The sequence below is a fragment of the Paeniglutamicibacter psychrophenolicus genome, from assembly GCF_017876575.1.
GTDB lineage: Bacteria > Actinomycetota > Actinomycetes > Actinomycetales > Micrococcaceae > Paeniglutamicibacter > Paeniglutamicibacter psychrophenolicus.
Window position 1 is genome coordinate 2,729,807 of sequence record NZ_JAGIOE010000001.1, and the last position, 17,997, is coordinate 2,747,803.

Consider the following 17,997-nt stretch of genomic DNA (forward strand, 5'->3'; position numbering starts at 1 on the left):
TTCCAACTTGTTCGTCGGGCGATACTAGGATTTGATCATGTACCTGTTGGATACGAATCGACTTTCCCCGGACTGGATGGTCGAGCATGGCACATGGCTCGATAGACCCCTGTTTGCATCCTCGGTGTCTGCCCAAGAGCTCCTTGGTATCCAAGTTCCGGACAAGGAGACGGGATACCGCTATGCGCTGCCGGTACTCGATGAGCGCGTCCTCAACATCCACCACGGGATGTCACCGGACGGGTTTATTCGCTTGGTCATCGACCACGGGAAGCGTTTCCCTGTCTCAAAACATGCTGATCGCCTGACCGTACCCCGATCGCGTCTTCGGGCTGAATCGCTCGAACTGGGGCATGCGGCCATCGCGGTCGCTCATAGTGGCGGGCACGATCGCCTCTTCCGCGCCTTCGCCTCGAGAGGCCTCCGAGGCAAGACGCTCAAGCGAGTTCTCAGCAAATGGGAGTTTCTACGTAGTGACATTGAAGCTGTGATCCCTTTGGACGAAGAGATCGCGGCTGAGGCGGTCGTCCTCGCGAACCAGTTCGTTGAGGACGGATATCGCGTCAAGGGCACGGCGCGGAACACCATGAATGACATGTATGTGGCCGCGACGTCCTATGTCCTTGCAATGCCCCTGTTGACCGACGACGCGCAGCTGAAAATTTTCTACCAGAAGCGTGGATGGTCTGTGACAGAGACGGACTCGGTATTCGTCGCTACTCCCGGCCCTCGTGCGATAGATATTCTGAAGGAACTGAAGTCCCATTCGGATTCTCGCGCATATATTAATCAACCACCGTGGCTCCGCTCGCGCGTCAATCGAGCCCCACCACCACTGCCGCGCTAACCTGTGCGGATATGCGGTGCGGAATGGCGACATCTAATCCTGCATGGTCATGGGTCGTGCCAGACGGATGCATCTCTGCCTAGACGCGTCCTTCCCCGGACGGTCCCTTCCCCGCACGGAACCGCACGTCGACCGCGGCCAGCGTGAGCACTTCCAGGGCCTCGGCCAGCACCGGCTGGGAGCCGCTGCCGCGGCGCACCACGGTGCGGATGTGCCTCGAGGGGGCCGGATCCCCGCGCAGCGGTACCCGCACGATCGGGTAGCCGGAGGGAAGCCGGGCCAGCCGCGGGACCAGGCAGACCCCGAACCCGGCCGCCACGAGCGCCGCGGCGGTGTCCCATTCCGCCGCCTCGTGGGCCACCGTCGGGGTGAAGCCCGCCTCGGCGCAGGAGTTGAACACCAATTGCCGGTGTGGTCTTCCCGGCCGGTCCACGATCCACTGCTGGTCAGCGGTCTCCGCCAATCCCACGTCGGTCCGGAAGGCCAACGGGTGGCCCACCGGGACCAGCAGCTCCAGCGGGTCATCGAGCAGGAATTTCGTTTCGAAGCGGCTGTCCGCGCTCGTCGGGGTGGCCTCGGTGGAGACGATCACCGCCAGGTCGGCGTCGTCCGCTAGCAACAGATCCAGACATTCGGCCGGGTCGGCCTCGATGATCCGCACCTCCATCGCCGGCCGGCTGGCCCGCAGCGCCGTGACCACCGCCGGCAGCAGGGCCGCGGCCGCGGTGGAGAATCCGCAGATCCGCAGCGAGCCCGCGTAGCTGCCGGATTCGGCGGCCAGCAGCCCGCGGATGTGCTCCCAACTGGAGAACAGCGAATCGACGTGGCTGAGCAGGATGCGCGCGGCCGGGGTCAGCCGGACCCCGCGTCCCTGCGGGACCAGCAGCACCACGTCGAGGTCCTCGGCCAGCGTGCGCAGCTGGTGGGAGACGGCCGAGGGCGTGTAGTGCAGCGCCCCGGCGGTGGCGGTGACGGTCCCGTGGGCGGCAAGCATGCGCAGCACGTGGAGCCTCGGATCGATCATGCACGAAGATTACACGGTATCTTGCCATTTCGTTTGCTGGTCTTCAGCAATGGCCCGGGTCACACTGGAGGCAACGGGTCCCCGGGACCGGGGCACCCGCTGAACGAAGGGGCCTGGCGCATGAAACTGGTGGACCCGCTGCTCGAGCCGTTTGCGCTTCGGCACCTGGTGCTGCGCAACCGGATCGTGAGCACCTCGCACGAGCCGGCCTACGCGGAGAACGGGATGCCCACCGACCGCTACCGGGCCTACCACGTGGAGCGCGCCAAGGGCGGGGCGGCACTGCTGATGATCGGCGGATCCGCGGTGGTTTCACCCGACAGCCCGCCCTCCTTCGGGAACCTCCAGCTGCACCGTGACGAGATTTCCGCCTGGCTGCGCAAACTCACCGCCGAGGTCCACGAGGTGGGGGCGGCGGTGATGTGCCAGATCACCCACCTGGGGCGGCGCACCAGCAACTACGCCGGGGATTGGCTGCCGGTCCCGTATCCCTCGGCCATGCGCGAGCCGGCCCACCGCGCCTTCCCCAAGGTCGCCGAGGAATGGGACCTGCACCGGATCGCGGCCGACTACGCCGCCGCCGCGGTGCGCTGCCGCGACGCCGGCATGGACGGGATCGAGATCCAGTCCTACGGGCACTTCATGGATGCCTTCCTGTCCCCGGCCACCAACGACCGCACCGACGCCTGGGGCGGCAGCTTCGAAAACCGCATCGCCTTCCCGCTGCTGGTGATCAACTCGGTGCGCGAGGCCGTGGGCCCGGACTTCATCGTGGGCATCCGCATGTCCATGGACGAGGACAAGGAACACGGGCTGGGGCGCACCGAGGCCATGGCCGCACTGCACCGCTACATCGAGGCCGGCATCGACTTCCTGTCCGTGATCAAGGGGTCCATCGAATCCGACGCCGCCCTGGCCAAGGTGATCCCGTCCATGGGTGTGCCCTCGGCCCCGTTCCTGGACTTCGCCGGATCCATCAAGGAGCAGATCGGGATCCCGGTCATGCACGCGTCGAAGATCGCCGACATCGCCACCGCCCGCCACGCAGTGTCCCACGGGCTGCTGGACCTGGTCGGGATGACCCGGGCCCAGATCGCCGATCCGCATCTGGTCGCCAAGCTGGCAGCGGGGCAGGAGGAGCGGATCCGGCCCTGCGTGGGGGCGAACTACTGCCTGGATTCCATCTACGCCTCCGGGGACGCCAAGTGCATCCACAACCCCGCCACGGGGCGCGAACTGCAGCTGCCGCACCTGGTGCCGCCGGCGGCCGCACCGTCGAAGGTCGCCGTGGTCATCGGTGCCGGGCCGGCCGGACTGGAATGCGCGCGCGTGCTGGGCGAACGCGGGCACCGGGTCGTGGTGCTCGAGGCCGCCGACGCACCCGGAGGACAGGTGCGGATCGCCGCCTCCACACCCCGGAGGCGGGACCTGATGGGCATCATCGACTGGCGGGTCTCCGAGGCGCTGCTGGCCGGGGTCGAAATCCGCTACGGGGTCTACGCCGAGGCCCACACCGTGCTGGCCGAAAACCCGGACGTGGTCCTGGTGGCCACCGGCGGGATGCCCAACCACGACTTCCTGCCCGTCGGCGGGGACCTGACTGCCGATTGCTGGGATGTGCTCGGGCACCTGCCCTCCGTCCCCGAAACCGTGCTGGTCTATGACGACAACGGGGCAGAGCCGGGCATGGACGCCGCGGAGAAGCTCGCGGCCGCCGGCGCGAAGGTGGAAATAGTCACCCCCGAACGCATGCTCGCCCCCGATGTCGGGGCCATGAACTCCCCGGCCTACCTGCGGGCGTTCTCCGAGCACGGGGTCACCACGACCCTGGCGCACCGGCTGCGCTCGGTGGTGCGCGAACCGGACGGCAGGTTCACCGCGGTGCTCTACAGCGAGTACTCGGGCCTCGAAACCACCCGCATCGTGGACCTGGTGGTCACCGAGCACGGCACCCTGCCCAACACCGAGCTGTACTTCGAGCTGCTGCCCGATTCGACCAACGCCGGGGAGATCGACTACCCGGCGCTGCTGGCCGGGGCGCCGCAGCCGGCGGGGAGGAACCCCGAGGGCCGCTTCGCGCTCTACCGCGTCGGGGACGCGGTGGCCAGCCGGAACATCCACGCGGCCATCTACGACGCCCTGCGATTGTGCCTGCCCATGTAAATGCCCCCGCTCGCTCTGCCCAGACCCCGCCACCTCGCCACGAAAGGAACCGCCATGACCACGACCACGACACCGGTCCACCACCTGCCGCCCTCGCACACCCCCTCCGCCGGGATCGCCGAACTGGTTGCCCGGCGGATTCCGGGGCTGAGCCTCGAGGCCCCGTTCTACACCTCGCCCGAGGTGCTTGGGATGGACATCTCCGAGATCTTCGCCAAGCACTGGATCTTCGTGGCCACCGACGCCGAAATCCCGGAACCCGGGGACTACCTCACCATCTCGGTGGGTCCGCACTCGGTGATCCTGCTGCGCGACGACGACGAGGAAATATCCGCGCTGCACAACGTCTGCCGGCACCGCGGGGCCCGGATCCTGAACGACCCGGCCGGCTCCGTCGGCAACCTGGTCTGCGGCTACCACCACTGGACCTACGGATCCGACGGCGCCCTGCTGCACGCCGACTCGCAGCCGGCCGACTTCGACAAGACCCGGTTCGGGCTTCGGAAGGTGGCGGTGCAATCGGTGGCCGGGCTCATCTTCATCTGCCTCTCCAACGCCCCGCCGGAAGACTTCGCCTCCTACGCGAGCCGGATCGAACCCTACCTGGCCCCACACCAGCTGCGCCGCACCAAGGTCGCCGCGCAGGAGGACCTGGTGGAGCACGGGAACTGGAAGCTGGTGATGGAGAACAACCGGGAGTGCTACCACTGCGACGGGCACCCCGAGCTCTCCTGCTCGTTGTTCCCCACCTACGGCTACGACCCCGACGGGCTGCCGCCGCGGCTGCGCCCCGCCCACGAGCGCTACCTCGCCGCGGAGGCCGACCTGGTCCAACGCTGTACGGCCAACAACCTTCCCTACGCGCAGATCCAGGAGTTGCGCGCCCCGGGCACCGGATTCCGCATCCAGCGCGAACCCATGGACGGCGCGGGAGAGTCCTTCAGCCCCGACGGGACCCTGCTGTGCCGCAGGCTCCTGGGGGAGCTCACCGAGCCCAGGCTCGGGCGCCTGTCCATGCACCTGCAGCCCAACGCCTGGTTCCACGTGCTCTCCGACCACGCGGTGACCTTCTCGGTGCTGCCGTTGGCCCCGAACAAGACGCTGCTGCGCACCACCTGGCTGGTCCACGAGGACGCCGTGGAGGGGCAAGACTACGACCTCGAGGAACTGAAGCGGGTGTGGCAACGCACCAACGAGCAGGACGGCACCTTCGTGCAACGCGCCCAGCTCGGGGTCACCAGCCCCGCCTACCTCCAGGGGCCCTACGCCCCCAACGAATACCAGGTCGAGGACTTCTGCTCCTGGTACATCGACCGCCTGCGCACGGGCCTCGGAATGGAGGTGCAGCCATGACGCAGGAACTCCAGGCACTGCCGGCTTCCCTTCCGGCGGCACCCGCGGACCGATCCCTGCGCTGCACCGCCATCCGCCCGGAGACCGCGGAGGTAACGACCTTCACCTTCGAGCCCGAAACGGGAGAAGTGTTCGGCTGGCTGCCGGGGCAGTACCTGACGCTCTTGCTGGATACGCCCCACGGGCAGCTGGCCCGCTGCTACACCATCAGCTCCATCCCGCGGGACGGGCTGGAGATCACGGTCAAGGCCCTGCCAGGGGGACCGGCCTCGAGATGGCTGCACGACTCGCTGGCCCCCGGCGCGGTGATCGAGGCACACGGCCCGCTGGGCGGCTTCACCCCGCCCGCGCTCGCCGGAGCACTGCCCGGCCCGCAGCCGGGCTACCTTTTCCTTGCGGCGGGCTCGGGCATCACCCCGCTGATGTCCATCACCCGGGCGCTGCTTGATTCCGGCGATCCGGTGGATGCGGTGCTGCTTTACAGCGCGCACGATCCGGGGGACGTGATTTTCCACCGCGAGCTGCGCTCAATCCCGGAGGCCAGCGGCATCCGCGTGGAAACGATCCTCAGCACCGGGTCCATTCCCACCGTTGGCATCCCGCGGGCACCCGGCCGGCTGGATGCGGACCTCCTGCTCGAACTGGTGCCCGATGTGCGCGGGCGCGAGGTCTTCGCCTGCGGCCCGCCGCAGTACCTGGAGGCGGTCCGCGGGATGCTGGAAACTGCGGGCTGCGAAGCCTCGGCGCTCACGGTGGAAAGCTTTGATATCGCCGACCACGCCCCTGCCAACACCACGGCGCAGCCGCCGGAGGCCGCCAGGGAATCGCAGGTGTTCAGCGTCGAGTTCGTGCGCAGCGGGCGGACCATCGAGTGCCCGGCCGACACCTTCGTGCTTGATGCTGCCTTGGCCGCCGGGATTCCGGTGCCCTCTTCGTGCACGTTGGGGATGTGCGGGACCTGCAAGTCGGGGCTGCTCCAGGGCACGGTGGAGATGAACCACGCCGGCGGGATCAGGCCCAGGGAAATCGCCGCGGGCAAGATCCTGATCTGCTGCTCCACGCCGACCGGCGACCTGGTGATCGACGCCTAAGCGCCCGGAAGAAAAACGTCGGGCCGCACCTTCCCTCCGAGGGGATGCTGCGGCCCGATATCTAACGTGCGCGGTATGCGGCTTGGATTCCAGGGGGAGTCGGGCGACTTCTTGATCTCGTCGATGAAGGTGGCCTCTGTTCGACCTGCGAGGCACCGGCCGGACCCGGTCCCCGCAGGTTCCCGTGTTATTCGGCTTCGTCGTCGGTGATGCCGAAGAGCTCGGGGCTATCGGTCATGGTGCGACCGAGCTTCCACTGGTTCCTGAAGAGCCCCACGGGATTCCCGTTCGACCGGTAGACGACGTCGATGGCGGCGGCCTTGGCGGTCTTTTCCGGCTCCGGGCCGAAGAGGTCCCTGGCCATTTCGTAGGGCAGTGCCTCTTCGATTGCGGCAGGGGCGCCGAACTCGCGCTTCAGCCGATCCAGGGCGACCTCGAACTGCAAGACTCCGACCGCCGCGAAGATCGGCGACTGGCTCGTCCCGAAGCCGCGGTAGAGAACCTGGATGGTGCCTTCTTCTTCGAGGTGGGAGATTCCCCGGGCGAAGGCCTTGGAACGGCCTGCATCCAGGCTGCGTACCATGCGGAAGTGCTCGGCGTTGAAGTGCGGCAAGCGCGGAAAGGAAACAGCCTTGCCGGCATGTACCGTGTCGCCGATCCGCAATCCGCTGGCGTTGCTGAAGCCCACCACGTCTCCGGGCCACGATTCATCTGCTGAATCGCGGTCCCTGCCGCTCATGTGGTGGGTGTATTTGGAGGAAACGGGCTTTGCCGTGGATTCGTTCTGTAGGGCCATGCCGCGTCGGAACGTCCCCGAGCACACCCGGACAAAGGCAAGTTTGTCGTGGTGGTTCGGGTTCATGCCCGACTGCATCTTGAAGACGAACCCGGAGAAATCCGAATCCAGTGGACGTAGGGTGCCGGCCGTATCCGGGCGCGGACCAGGCGCTGGCGCCCGGTCCACCAGGAAATCCAGGAGCGGGGCGACCCCGAAGTTTGATGCCGCGGCAGCGAAAAGCACCGGCGTGGCCCGGCCGGCCAAGAAATCTTCCCCGTCGAAGTTGCCATTGAGGGAGACGGCCATGTCGCAGTCTTCGCGGGCGGCCTCCCAGGCATCTCCGGCGTCCAGGGCGGCCTCTTCGGGGCTGAGTTCTTCGGCCTGTGCGAGACTGGCGCCTGCATTGGTGCGAGATAGGCGCGTGTAGGTTCCGCTTTCCGGGTTGTACAGTCCGCGGAAGTCGCCCGCGATGCCCACGGGCCAGTTCAGCGGCACCGGCATGCGGCCGGTGGCATCCTGGACCTCATCGAGCAGCTCCAACGTTTCTTGTCCGGGTCGGTCCCATTTGTTGAACACGGTGACCACCGGCAGCCCGAGTTCCTTGCAGACGGCAAAGAGCTTCAGGGTCTGGGTTTCCATTCCCCGTGCGGAATCGACAAGCATGATGGCGCAGTCCACGGCCGTCAGCACCCGGTAGGTGTCTTCGGAGAAGTCGGCGTGCCCCGGGGTGTCGAGTAGGTTGAAAATGACATTGCCGTGTTCGAACCGCAATGCGGTGGAGCTGATGGAGATCCCGCGTTCGCGTTCCATGGTGCCCCAGTCGGACATGCTCGCCTGGCGCCCCTGCTTGCCGTGCGTCACACCTGCCTCCGTGATGACCCGCGCATGCAGGGCCAGGGCCTCGGTCAAGGTCGACTTGCCGGCGTCGGGGTGCGCAATGATGGCAAAGGTCCGGCGTCTGCGGGCCTGGTGAAACACGTCATTGCCGTCGGTGGTGGGTGGGGAGTCGAAATCAGTGAAAGTGCCGGGAACCATGCCTACGAGAATACCCTCGCGTGAGGGTTGCCCCGAGCCATCATGCTTCGCCGTGGACTCCCCGGGTCCGAATCTTTCCCGTAAACAGGCCTCCGGGAGCCCTTCCGATCAGTGGCTTGCGCGGTGCCAGGGGGGAGCCAGGCTACTGCTTCAATTCGTATCGATAGGTGTCCCCGGTGTCTTCCACGATGCACCTGCCGGAGAGACCGGGATACGGCAGCTCGCACGCCCCGTGGCCCATGAGCTCGACGACGCCTGCGCTCGGCCGGGTGTCCGACAGCTTCTGCACGAACGCCCTGGCCTGTGCGCAGCCCATGCCGGAGCCCGCCAGATCGTAGGCATGCACTGCGCCGACCCCGGCTCCGGCCGAGACGCCGGCGGAGAGCAGGGTGGCCAGTGCGCTGCCCGGGCACGGCGGGGCCAAGGTGCTGGGTGTTGGAGGTCGTGCGGGTTGGTGTCCGGGTCAGGAGGCCGCTTCGCGGTCCTTGCGGCGCCGGCGCAGCACCAGGTATCCGGCGAGCGCCACGCACAGCGCGTAGGTCCAGGCCACCGCGCCCCAGCCCAGCGCAAAGCCGCCGGGGGAGCCGATCAGCGCGCCCATGGCCAGCGGGCCGACGGTGAATCCGCCGAACTGCCCGGCGGTGACCATTCCGGTGGCCATGCCGATGGTGGAGGCCGGGACGCTGCGCACCACCGCCGCCATCAGCACCACCGAGACGCCCAGGGCCGAGGCCCCGTGCAGGGCCACGGCCAGCCAGAGCAGCGCCGCGGACCCGGTCGCCCCGGCCGCCAGGAACACCCCGGCCCCGGCGAGCGCCAGGGTGGCCAGCAGCAGCAACAGCGGGGGAGCGGCCATGCCGCCGGACATCATCTTGCCCCAGCCCACGCGTGCTGCCACGCCGATCGCCCCGGCGGCCGCGGCCGCGACACCGCCCATGACCAGGGTGAAGTCCAGTTCGCGCACCGCATACAGGGACAGGTAGACGTTGGTGGCCTGCACGCCCATGCCGTTGACGAAGCCGAAGATGGCCAGCGCGTAGATCAGGAACGTGGTGTTCGGCGGGGCCGCGGGTATGGGGGCGGGGCCCTCGGGCAGCGGGCCGATGCGGGTGGGGGCCTTGGGCAGCAGCGGCACCGAGGCGACAACGCGCACCGCGAGAACGCCAATCAGCCCCGCCACCACGGCGCCCACGGCGTTGGCTCCGTGCCAGCCGATCCAGGCGGCCAGTGCCGGGAAGGCCAGGGATGCCACCAACTGGCTGACCTGGACGCCGGATTGCTTGATGCCGATCCAGCCGATGCGCTTCTCGGCCGGGACGCGTTCGGCCAGGATGCGGTTGGTGACCCCGTTGGGGAAGGACTGGGCCAGCCCGGAGAGGCCCGCGGCGACCAGCAGCAGCACGTAGCCGCCCGGAATCGCGGCGAGGGCCAGGGCCGCGGCGGCCATCGCGAAGACCAGCACCAGCAGCCGGGTGTCGGGCTGCCGGTCCGTGAAGCGGCCGAAGGCCGCGTTGCCGATCGCCCCTGCGGCAAAGCAGACGGTGGCCAGCAGGCCGAATTGCGCCTCGGTGATGCCCAGGTCGGTGATCACCAGGTCGCTGATGGCGCTCAGCCCGTAGTTCAGGATCGGTCCGGCTGCCACGGCTGCCAGCATGGCGGCCAGCAGCAACTTCCCGGGGCGCCCGGCGCGTGCCTGCATTCGGCTCTCCTCATGTCACTGTGCGGTTTCCGGTTCTGCTCCGGGTCGAAGACCAGTGTTTCACAACTGGGCTGCGCCACCGCCACTGGGTTACCGACCCTTGTATGCCATGTGCCGCGGTGCTACACATGAGGGCATACGGCACCGGAGGTTGGGGGTTGGCCTTGCGCCGGCGCTGATTCCATTGACGGGCCCGGGGTCTCGGGCCCGCACACGAGGGGTGCAGTTGGGCATGGCAAGCAAACCGTTGAAGGATGATCCCACCGACAAGGACCTGGTCGTGGGCCCGCCGCTGCGCAGCGCCGTCGGGCTGCCCAGCCTGCTGGCTTCGATCCCGCTGGCGCTTTCGGAGATGGGGCCGGGCCGGGCGGCGGCGACGCTGCTGCACATGAACCAGAAGGACGGGTTCGACTGCATGAGTTGCGCCTGGCCGGACCCGCCACACCGCAAGACGGCCGAGTTCTGCGAGAACGGGGCCAAGGCCGTGTCCTGGGAGGCGGACCCGCTGAAGGTCCCGCAATCCTTCTGGGCGCAGCACCCGGTTTCCGAGCTCAGGGAACGCAGCGAATACTGGCTGGGGCAACAGGGCCGGCTGGTGGAACCGGTCTACAAGCCGGCCGGATCCGAACACTACCGCCCGATCTCCTGGGACAACGCCTTCGGGATCATCGCCCGGGAACTGAACGCGCTTGAATCGCCGAACGAGGCCACGTTCTACACCTCGGGGCGGGCCAGCAACGAGGTGGCCTTCATCTACCAGCTGTTCGTGCGCGCCTTTGGCACCAACAACCTGCCCGACTGCTCGAACATGTGCCACGAGTCCACCGGCGTGGCCATGACGCAAAGCATCGGGGTCGGCAAGTCCGCGATCCACTACGAGGACTTCGCCAAGTCGGATTTGATCATCATCATGGGGCAGAACCCCGGCACCAACCACCCGCGCATGCTCACCGCCCTGGAGGAAGCCAAACGCGCCGGATCCTCCATCATCGCGATCAACCCGCTGCCCGAGGCCGGGCTGATCAACTTCAAGAACCCGCAGCGCCCGCGCGGGCTCATCGGCAAGGGCACCGACCTGGCTGACCAGTACCTGCAGATCCGCCTGGCCGGGGACATGGCGCTGATGCAGGCACTGGCCAAGCGCGTGTTCGAGGCCGAGGACGCCGCCCCCGGCTCGGTGCTTGACCACCGGTTCCTGGAGGGGCACTGCATCGGGCTTGCCGAATACCGCCAGCACCTGTCCACGCTGCGCGAGGCCGACGTGCTGGCTGCCACCGGGTTGGACAGCGCGCAGATCGACGAGCTGGCCCAACGCTACCTGCTGGCCGAAAACGTGATCATCACCTGGGCCATGGGCCTGACCCAGCACAAGAAGGCGGTGGACACGATCAAGGAAATCATGAACGTGTTGCTGCTGCGCGGGAACATCGGCAAGCCCGGCGCCGGCCCCTGCCCGATCCGCGGGCACTCCAACGTGCAGGGGGACCGAACCATGGGCATCTGGGAACAGATGCCGCAGGGCTTCATGGACAAGCTCGGGGCCGAATTCGACTTCGACACGCCGGCCGGGCACGGGTACGACGCTGTGCAATCCATCCAGGCCATGGCCGACGGGCGGGTCAAGGTGCTCGTGGCCCTGGGCGGGAACCTGGTCCACGCGGTCTCCGACACCGCCGCGGCGCAGGAGGCGATCGGAAAGACCCGGCTCTCGGTGCAGATCTCCACCAAGCTCAACCGCTCCCACGCCCACACCGGGGAACAAGCGCTGATCCTGCCCACGCTGGGGCGCAGCGACATCGACGAACAGGCCGCCGGCGTCCAGTTCGTCACCGTGGAGGACACCGTCTGCGCGGTGCACGCCTCGCAGGGACGGGTTGCCCCGATCTCCGCCAAGATGCTCTCGGAGGTCGCGATCGTCTCGCGCATGGCCCGGGCCGTGCTCGGGCCCGGGCACCCCTTTGGCTGGGAGGGGTTTGCGGACAACTACGACACCATCCGCGAGCACATCGCCGCGGTGGTCGATGGCTGCGAAAACTACAATTCCCGGGTCCGGGAGCCCGGCGGCTTCGTGCTGGCCCACCCGCCGCGGGATTCGCGCACCTTCCCGACCCCCAGCGGCAAGGCGGTGATCACCATCAACCACCTGGAGACGCTAGCGCTGCCCGCGGGGCGCCTGATCCTCCAATCCCTGCGCTCCCACGACCAGTTCAACACCACCACCTATTCCCTGAACGACCGCTACCGCGGGGTGCGCAAGGGACGCAACGTGGTCTTCGTGAGCCCCTCGGACCTGTCCGCGCTGGGCCTGACGGACGGCAGTTACGTGGATGTGCACTCGGAATCCGAAGACAAGGTGGACCGGGTGCTGCGCGGGCTGCGGGTCATTTCCTACCCCACCGCGCAGGGGTGCGGGGCGACCTACTTCCCGGAAGGCAACGTGCTGGTTCCCCTTTCAGCCACCGCGGAAGGGTCCAACACCCCGGTGTCCAAGTCGATCATCGTGCGCCTCGAGCCGGTCCCCGCCCCGTTCTTCGGTTGAGGTAGGGTCCCGAACGCGTTGACACCTGTCAGGGAACAAGTGTTGAATACGCGCCTGTTCGGGGCCAGACTGAAAGCACCGCCGAACGGCGGTGCAATGTGGAGGCAAACACAAATGAAAAAACTTGGGTACAAACTTGCCACCGTTGCCGTGGGCGCCCTGCTCACGGCCACGACTCTCACCGCATGCGGGGGAAACAATCCCCCGGCAGCGAGCAGCAACAGCTCCTCCGGCCCGGCCGTGAAGATCGGCCTGTTGCTCCCCGAAACCAAGACCACTCGCTACGAGGCCTTTGACAGGCCCTTGTTTGAAGCCAAGATCAAGTCGCTGGGCAACTACGACGTCGTCTACTCCAACGCCAGCCAGGATGCGTCCAAGCAGCAGGAGCAGGCCGAGTCCGCGCTCACCGACGGGGTGAAGGTGCTGGTCCTTGACCCGGTCAACGCGCAGGCCGCGGCCAGCATCGTCGCCAGCGCCAAGGCGCAGGACGTGCCGGTGATTTCCTACGACCGGCTGGTTGCCGGAACCACCGACCTGGCCTACTACATCTCCTTCGACAACGAACAGGTCGGGGTGCTGCAGGGCAACGCGCTGGTTGACAAGCTCGCCAAGGACGGCGTCAAGAACCCCGGCATCCTGATGGTCAACGGCTCGCCCACCGACGGCAACGCGGTGCTGTTCAAGAAGGGCGCCCACTCGGTCATCGACAAGTCCGACGTGAAGGTGCTGGCCGAGTACGACACCCCGGACTGGTCGCCGGACAAGGCCCAGAGTTTCGTGGCCGGGCAGATCACGCAGTTCACCGGGCAGATCGACGGGGTCTACGCCGCCAATGACGGCACCGCCGGGGGCGCGGTGGCCGCATTGAAGGCAGCAAACGTCAGCCCGTGGCCGATCATCACCGGCCAGGACGCCGAAATCACCGGCATCCAGCGGATCGTGGCCGGGGACCAGTACATGACCATCTACAAGGCCATCAAGACCGAGGCCGAACTTGCCGCAACCGTCGCCGACCAGCTGGCCAAGGGCGAGACACCGTCCGATGCCACCGACGTCGCAGGGGTTCCGACAAAGCTGCTGACCCCGGTGGTCGTGACCAAGGAGAACATCATGGACACCGTGGTCAAGGACGGCTTCTACACGGTGGCGCAGATCTGCACCACCGAATACGCCAAGGCCTGCGCCGCGGCAAACATCAAGTAGGCACCCCTTGCGGGCCAGCGGGACCGGCGGCAACCGGCCCCGCACCCGCACCGGTGCACGGCACGGAACAACCCTTGGGGAGCGGAACGTGGTTCAGGCCGACTCGAACACCGCGGCGCCCGCGGCGGCGCCGCAACGGATACTGCGCATGACCGGGATCTCCAAGCGCTTCGGCGCCGTCCAGGCGCTGACCGAGGTCGAACTGGAGATCTACTCCGGGCAGGTCGTGGCCATCGTCGGGGACAACGGCGCGGGCAAGTCAACCCTGGTCAAGGTGCTCGCCGGGGTCCACCCGGCCGACGAGGGGGCCATCGAGATGGGCGATGCGCGCGTGTCGATCACCTCGCCCACCGACGCCAGGGCGCTGGGCATCGCCACGGTCTACCAGGACCTGGCGCTGTGCGACAACCTGGACGTCGTGGCCAACCTCTGGCTCGGGCACGAGCTGACCTTCCGCGGCCGGCTCGACGAGGTGGCCATGGAGAAGCAGTCCTGGAAGCTCTTGCGCGAGCTGAGCGCCAAGATCCCCTCGGTGCGCATCGCCGTTGCATCGCTTTCCGGCGGGCAGCGCCAGACCGTGGCCATCGCCCGCTCGCTGATCGGCGAGCCGCGCATCGTGATCCTGGACGAGCCCACCGCGGCCCTGGGCGTCGCACAGACCGCCGAGGTGCTCAACCTGATCGAGCGGCTGCGCGAACGCAACTACGGGGTGGTGCTGATCAGCCACAACATGGCCGACGTGATGGCTGTCGCGGACCGCATCGTGGTGCTGCGCCTGGGACGGAACAACGGGGAGTTCCTCGCCTCCGAGGCCACCAGCGAAGACATCGTCGCGGCGATCACCGGGGCCACGGACAACGCCGTCACCCGCCGGGCCGCGACCCGGCCGGTGCCAGGAACGGAGGAGCCATGAGTGCCAAGGTGCCCGAACCGGGCCCGGAGCCCGGAACGGTGGCGGCGGACCTGCTCGATGAGCGATTGATCCAATCCGCGGGGTTCGGCGGCGCGGTGCGCGCGTTCACCCGCCGGATCCGCGGCGGCGACCTGGGCTCCCTGCCGGTGGTGGTGGGGCTGGTGGTCATCTGGGCCGTCTTCGGGATCGTGAACCCGCGCTTCCTCTCCAGCATCAACCTGGTGAACCTGTCCATGCAATGCGCCGCGGTGGGCACCATCGCCATCGGGGTGGTGCTGGTGCTGCTGCTGGCCGAGATCGACTTGTCCATCGGATCGGTCTCCGGCCTGGCCGCTGCCATCGTGGCGGTCGGCTTCGTCGGCCACGCCTGGCCGTTGTGGACCGCCGTGGTCGCGGCGATTGCCGCGGGCGCGCTGATCGGGCTGTTCTATGCGCTGCTGAACACCCGCTTCGGGGTGCCCAGCTTCGTGATCACCCTGGCCGGGCTGCTGGGGATCCTCGGGGCGCAATTGTGGGTGCTGGGCAAGTTCGGCTCGATCAACCTGCCCTTCGACTCCTGGCTGGTCTACTACGCCCAGCAGCTGTACATGCCCGACTGGCTCGCCTATGTGTTTGTGGCGGTCGCGGTGGCCGGCTACTGGCTGGCGAAGTCCCTGGCCTCGAACAAGCGCAAGGCCGCGGGGCTCTCGGGCACCTCGGCCTCGGCGCTGGGGCTGCGTGCCGCCGGGCTGCTGGTGGTGCTCGGGGTCCCGGTCTGGTACCTGAACCGCAGCCGCGGGGTCGGGGTGATGTTCCTGTCCTTCGTGGCCCTGGTGCTCATCATGCACTTCTTCCTTTCCCGCACCCGCTGGGGGCGGGCCGTGTTTGCGGTGGGCGGCAACGTGGAGGCCGCCCGCCGCGCCGGCATCAACGTGCGCGCCGTGGCGTTGAGCGTGTTCATCCTGTGCTCGACCTTCGCCGCGCTGGGCGGGCTGATGGCCGCGGGCCGGCTGGCGGCGGCCAACCAGTCCTCGGGTGGCGGGGACATCAACCTCAACGCGATCGCCGCCGCGGTGATCGGCGGGACCAGCCTGTTCGGCGGGCGCGGCTCGGCGTTCTCCGCGCTGCTGGGGATCCTGGTGATCCAGTCGATCTCTTCCGGGTTGACCCTGGTGAACCTGGATTCCTCGCTGCGGTACATGATCACCGGCGCGGTGCTGTTGCTGGCCGTGGTCATCGACTCGCTCTCCCGGCGCTCCCGCCGGGCCGCCGGTCGCGCGTAGCCGCGCCCGCGCATCAGGTTCGCGGCCCGGACCCGGGCACCGGTTCCCCGGCGCCCTGGTCCAGGCGGAAGGGCGGATACGTATCGGTCATCAGGGCGGTGTAGGCCGCGGTGCGCAGCGCCCAGCGGTTCAGCCCCACCAGCAGGTTGAAGATTCCCTGCCGGTACACGCCGGTGAACAGCAGGATCACCGCGGCGATGAGCACCAGTGCACCGGTCAGCGAGATGCCCCGGGTCTCGGTGGACCAGGATTCGTTGGACCACGAATCGTTGGCCCAGGCACCTCCGGTCATCGCGGCCACGATGAGCAGGTTCGGCAGCGCGAACAGCCAGGACTTCACCAGCACCTGCCAGTGCGAGAGCCGCTCCGGGTAGGCGACGTCGAAGCGGGCGGGGTAGGGGCCGCGGGCCAGGGTGAAGGGCGGGTAGGCGTCGGTGCCCAGCACCGAATAGGCGTAGAAGGACACCCGCCAGTTCCAGCGCAGCACCCCGACGCAGAACTGGAACCAGGAGGCCGGATACCTCCCGGTCACCAGGATCACCAGGCCGGCGGCCAGCGTCACCACCGGGAACGCTGCCCACAAAAGCGCGAGCACCACCACGTGCGGGATGGCCAGGAACCACTTGACCAGCCACTTCCAGCGCGAGAGCCCCGGATCCAGGTGCCCGGAGACTTCCGTGGGCAGCGCTGCGGAGGATTCGTCGACCTGCGGGGCACCGGCGGCGATGCTGCGGCCCAGGCCGGCGGCACCCACGAGGATCGCCAGGACACCCAGTGCCGCCACGGCGGCCACCGCCGCGAGTTCCGGGCCCGTGTCGGGAAAGCCCGGCACGGCAATGGACCCGAGGGATGCGGCGGTGAGCAGCACCCCGATCACGAGCAGGGCCATGTGGAGTCCGGACATGTGTCCGGTGGAAGGAATTCGGGGTGCGGATGCTGGCTGGGTGGTCATGGTGTTCGGCTTTCACGAAGCGGTGGTGAAACGGGGGATGTGGAATTCCGCGGGCGGGGACGTGCGTGGATGGGTGTGGGGTGCGGGCGGCGTGGCCTAGATGGTGATGGCGATCTTCCCGCGGGCCTTGCCGGCCACCAGATGCTCCATGGCCTCGCGCGCCCGTTCCAGCGGGAAGGAAACATCGATGTGCGGGAGCACCGCTCCCGATTCCAGGAACGTGGCCAGTTCCTCCAGGTCGGTGGCGCGCTGGGCGGAGGCCAGCATGACCAGGCGCTGGCGGATGAACGGGGAGAGTGCCACGGCCCTGAACTGGCGGTTCATGCCCAGCCACTTTCCGGCGCCCTCGCCGCCGACGATGACCGCGGTGCCCGTGGGTGCCAGTGCCATGCGCAGCCGGCGCAGGCTCGGGTTTCCGCCGGTGTCAACGATCAGGTCGTAGTGCTGGGCGAACTCGGCAAAATCCTGGTGCTTGTAGTCGATGGCGTGCTCGGCGCCCAGTGCCAGGACGAGGTCCTGCTTGGCGGTGGAGGCCACGCCGGTGACCTCGGCGCCAAGCGCCTTGGCCAGCTGCACGGCATAGCTTCCCACTCCGCCCGAGGCGCCGGTGACCAGGACCCGCTGGCCGGCGGCGACACGTCCCAGGCGCAGTGCCTGGAGCGCGGTGGCAGCCGACACCGGGACCACCGCGGCCTGGCGGAAGTCGAGGTTTGCAGGCTTCTTGGCCAGCCTGTCCTCCTTGGCCACCGCGTATTCGGCGAACGTTCCGCGTCCGAAGCCATAGACCGCATCCCCGACGGCGAAGCGGGTGGCTGCCGCTCCGACCGCGGCCACCGTTCCGGCCAGGTCGAGCCCGGGCACCGGGTTGCTCGGCCGGCGCAGGCCCACGGCCAGGCGTGCGAGCAGCGGGGTGCCGGTCATCAGGTGCCAGGTGCCGCGGTCCAGTCCGGCGGCATGGACCCGCACGAGCACCTCGTTGTCCCGCGGAACGGGTGCGGGGATGGAGGCCTGGTGGAGGACCTCGGCATCCCCGTACCGGTCCTGGGTGACGGCGCGCATGGTTGCCTGGGGCGCCGTCCGGCCCGTCGTCTCGGGTGCCTGTGGTGGTACTTGCCCTTCGCCGTTCATGGCGATTCCT

The 17,997-nt window shown here is 68.1% G+C and carries 14 protein-coding genes; 8 read left to right on the forward strand and 6 right to left on the reverse strand.

Translation table 11 applies throughout. The annotated features are described in order from the left end of the window. Nucleotides 1-37: 37 nt before the first annotated feature. Nucleotides 38-847, forward strand: coding sequence for a PIN domain-containing protein (locus tag JOF46_RS12360; RefSeq protein WP_209907562.1), 810 nt, complete (start codon nucleotides 38-40; stop codon nucleotides 845-847). 79 nt (nucleotides 848-926) lie between these two features. Here JOF46_RS12360 and JOF46_RS12365 read toward each other — a convergent pair whose 3' ends face one another. After that, nucleotides 927-1,871, reverse strand: a complete 945-nt coding sequence (locus tag JOF46_RS12365; RefSeq protein WP_209907563.1) for a LysR family transcriptional regulator — start codon at nucleotides 1,869-1,871, stop codon at nucleotides 927-929. 120 nt (nucleotides 1,872-1,991) lie between these two features. Here JOF46_RS12365 and JOF46_RS12370 point away from each other — a divergent pair, with 120 nt between their 5' ends. Genes JOF46_RS12370 through JOF46_RS12380 form a run of 3 tightly spaced genes read left to right on the forward strand, consistent with a single transcriptional unit; the run spans nucleotide 1,992 to nucleotide 6,478 of the window. Then, the gene (locus tag JOF46_RS12370; RefSeq protein ID WP_209907564.1) at nucleotides 1,992-4,034 is read left to right on the forward strand and encodes an oxidoreductase; all 2,043 of its coding nucleotides are present in this window, start codon (nucleotides 1,992-1,994) and stop codon (nucleotides 4,032-4,034) included. A gap of 54 nt (nucleotides 4,035-4,088) precedes the next feature. After that, nucleotides 4,089-5,387, forward strand: coding sequence for an aromatic ring-hydroxylating oxygenase subunit alpha (locus tag JOF46_RS12375; RefSeq protein WP_209907565.1), 1,299 nt, complete (start codon nucleotides 4,089-4,091; stop codon nucleotides 5,385-5,387). After that, nucleotides 5,384-6,478, forward strand: a complete 1,095-nt coding sequence (locus JOF46_RS12380; protein WP_209907566.1) for a flavin reductase family protein — start codon at nucleotides 5,384-5,386, stop codon at nucleotides 6,476-6,478. The genes JOF46_RS12375 and JOF46_RS12380 overlap by 4 nt, the downstream gene beginning before the upstream one ends. Before the next feature lie 187 nt (nucleotides 6,479-6,665). Here JOF46_RS12380 and JOF46_RS12385 read toward each other — a convergent pair whose 3' ends face one another. The 3 genes from JOF46_RS12385 to JOF46_RS12395 form a co-directional block, all read right to left on the reverse strand. Next, nucleotides 6,666-8,291, reverse strand: a complete 1,626-nt coding sequence (locus JOF46_RS12385) for a peptide chain release factor 3 (RefSeq protein ID WP_209907567.1) — start codon at nucleotides 8,289-8,291, stop codon at nucleotides 6,666-6,668. A 142-nt stretch (nucleotides 8,292-8,433) separates the two neighbouring features. After that, nucleotides 8,434-8,715 (reverse strand): hypothetical protein, encoded by a 282-nt coding sequence (locus JOF46_RS12390; protein ID WP_209907568.1) that lies wholly within the window; start codon nucleotides 8,713-8,715, stop codon nucleotides 8,434-8,436. A 39-nt stretch (nucleotides 8,716-8,754) separates the two neighbouring features. Then, entirely contained in the window at nucleotides 8,755-9,990 is a 1,236-nt protein-coding gene (locus JOF46_RS12395; protein ID WP_209907569.1) for an MFS transporter, read from the reverse strand. A 232-nt stretch (nucleotides 9,991-10,222) separates the two neighbouring features. Between JOF46_RS12395 and JOF46_RS12400 the strand changes: the two genes are divergently transcribed. The 4 genes from JOF46_RS12400 (at nucleotide 10,223) to JOF46_RS12415 (ending at nucleotide 15,907) form a co-directional block, all read left to right on the forward strand. Beyond that, nucleotides 10,223-12,529, forward strand: a complete 2,307-nt coding sequence (locus JOF46_RS12400) for an FdhF/YdeP family oxidoreductase (RefSeq protein WP_209907570.1) — start codon at nucleotides 10,223-10,225, stop codon at nucleotides 12,527-12,529. Between the two features lie 114 nt (nucleotides 12,530-12,643). Beyond that, the gene (locus JOF46_RS12405) at nucleotides 12,644-13,732 is read left to right on the forward strand and encodes a sugar ABC transporter substrate-binding protein (RefSeq protein ID WP_209907571.1); all 1,089 of its coding nucleotides are present in this window, start codon (nucleotides 12,644-12,646) and stop codon (nucleotides 13,730-13,732) included. Between the two features lie 148 nt (nucleotides 13,733-13,880). Then, nucleotides 13,881-14,645 (forward strand): ATP-binding cassette domain-containing protein, encoded by a 765-nt coding sequence (locus JOF46_RS12410; RefSeq protein ID WP_209911872.1) that lies wholly within the window; start codon nucleotides 13,881-13,883, stop codon nucleotides 14,643-14,645. Further along, nucleotides 14,642-15,907, forward strand: a complete 1,266-nt coding sequence (locus tag JOF46_RS12415) for a sugar ABC transporter permease (RefSeq protein ID WP_209907572.1) — start codon at nucleotides 14,642-14,644, stop codon at nucleotides 15,905-15,907. Before JOF46_RS12410 ends, JOF46_RS12415 begins: the two co-directional genes overlap by 4 nt. A gap of 13 nt (nucleotides 15,908-15,920) precedes the next feature. On the opposite strand, the gene JOF46_RS12420 is transcribed toward JOF46_RS12415, so the two are convergent. Both JOF46_RS12420 and JOF46_RS12425 read right to left on the reverse strand, forming a co-directional pair. Continuing rightward, complete coding sequence (locus JOF46_RS12420) at nucleotides 15,921-16,811, reverse strand: DUF4389 domain-containing protein (protein WP_245348111.1); 891 nt, start codon at nucleotides 16,809-16,811, stop codon at nucleotides 15,921-15,923. Nucleotides 16,812-16,955: 144 nt separating this feature from the next. Further along, nucleotides 16,956-17,987: an NAD(P)-dependent alcohol dehydrogenase gene (locus JOF46_RS12425; protein WP_245348112.1), complete on the reverse strand. Its 1,032-nt coding sequence runs from the start codon at nucleotides 17,985-17,987 to the stop codon at nucleotides 16,956-16,958. Between the last annotated feature and the right edge of the window lie 10 nt (nucleotides 17,988-17,997).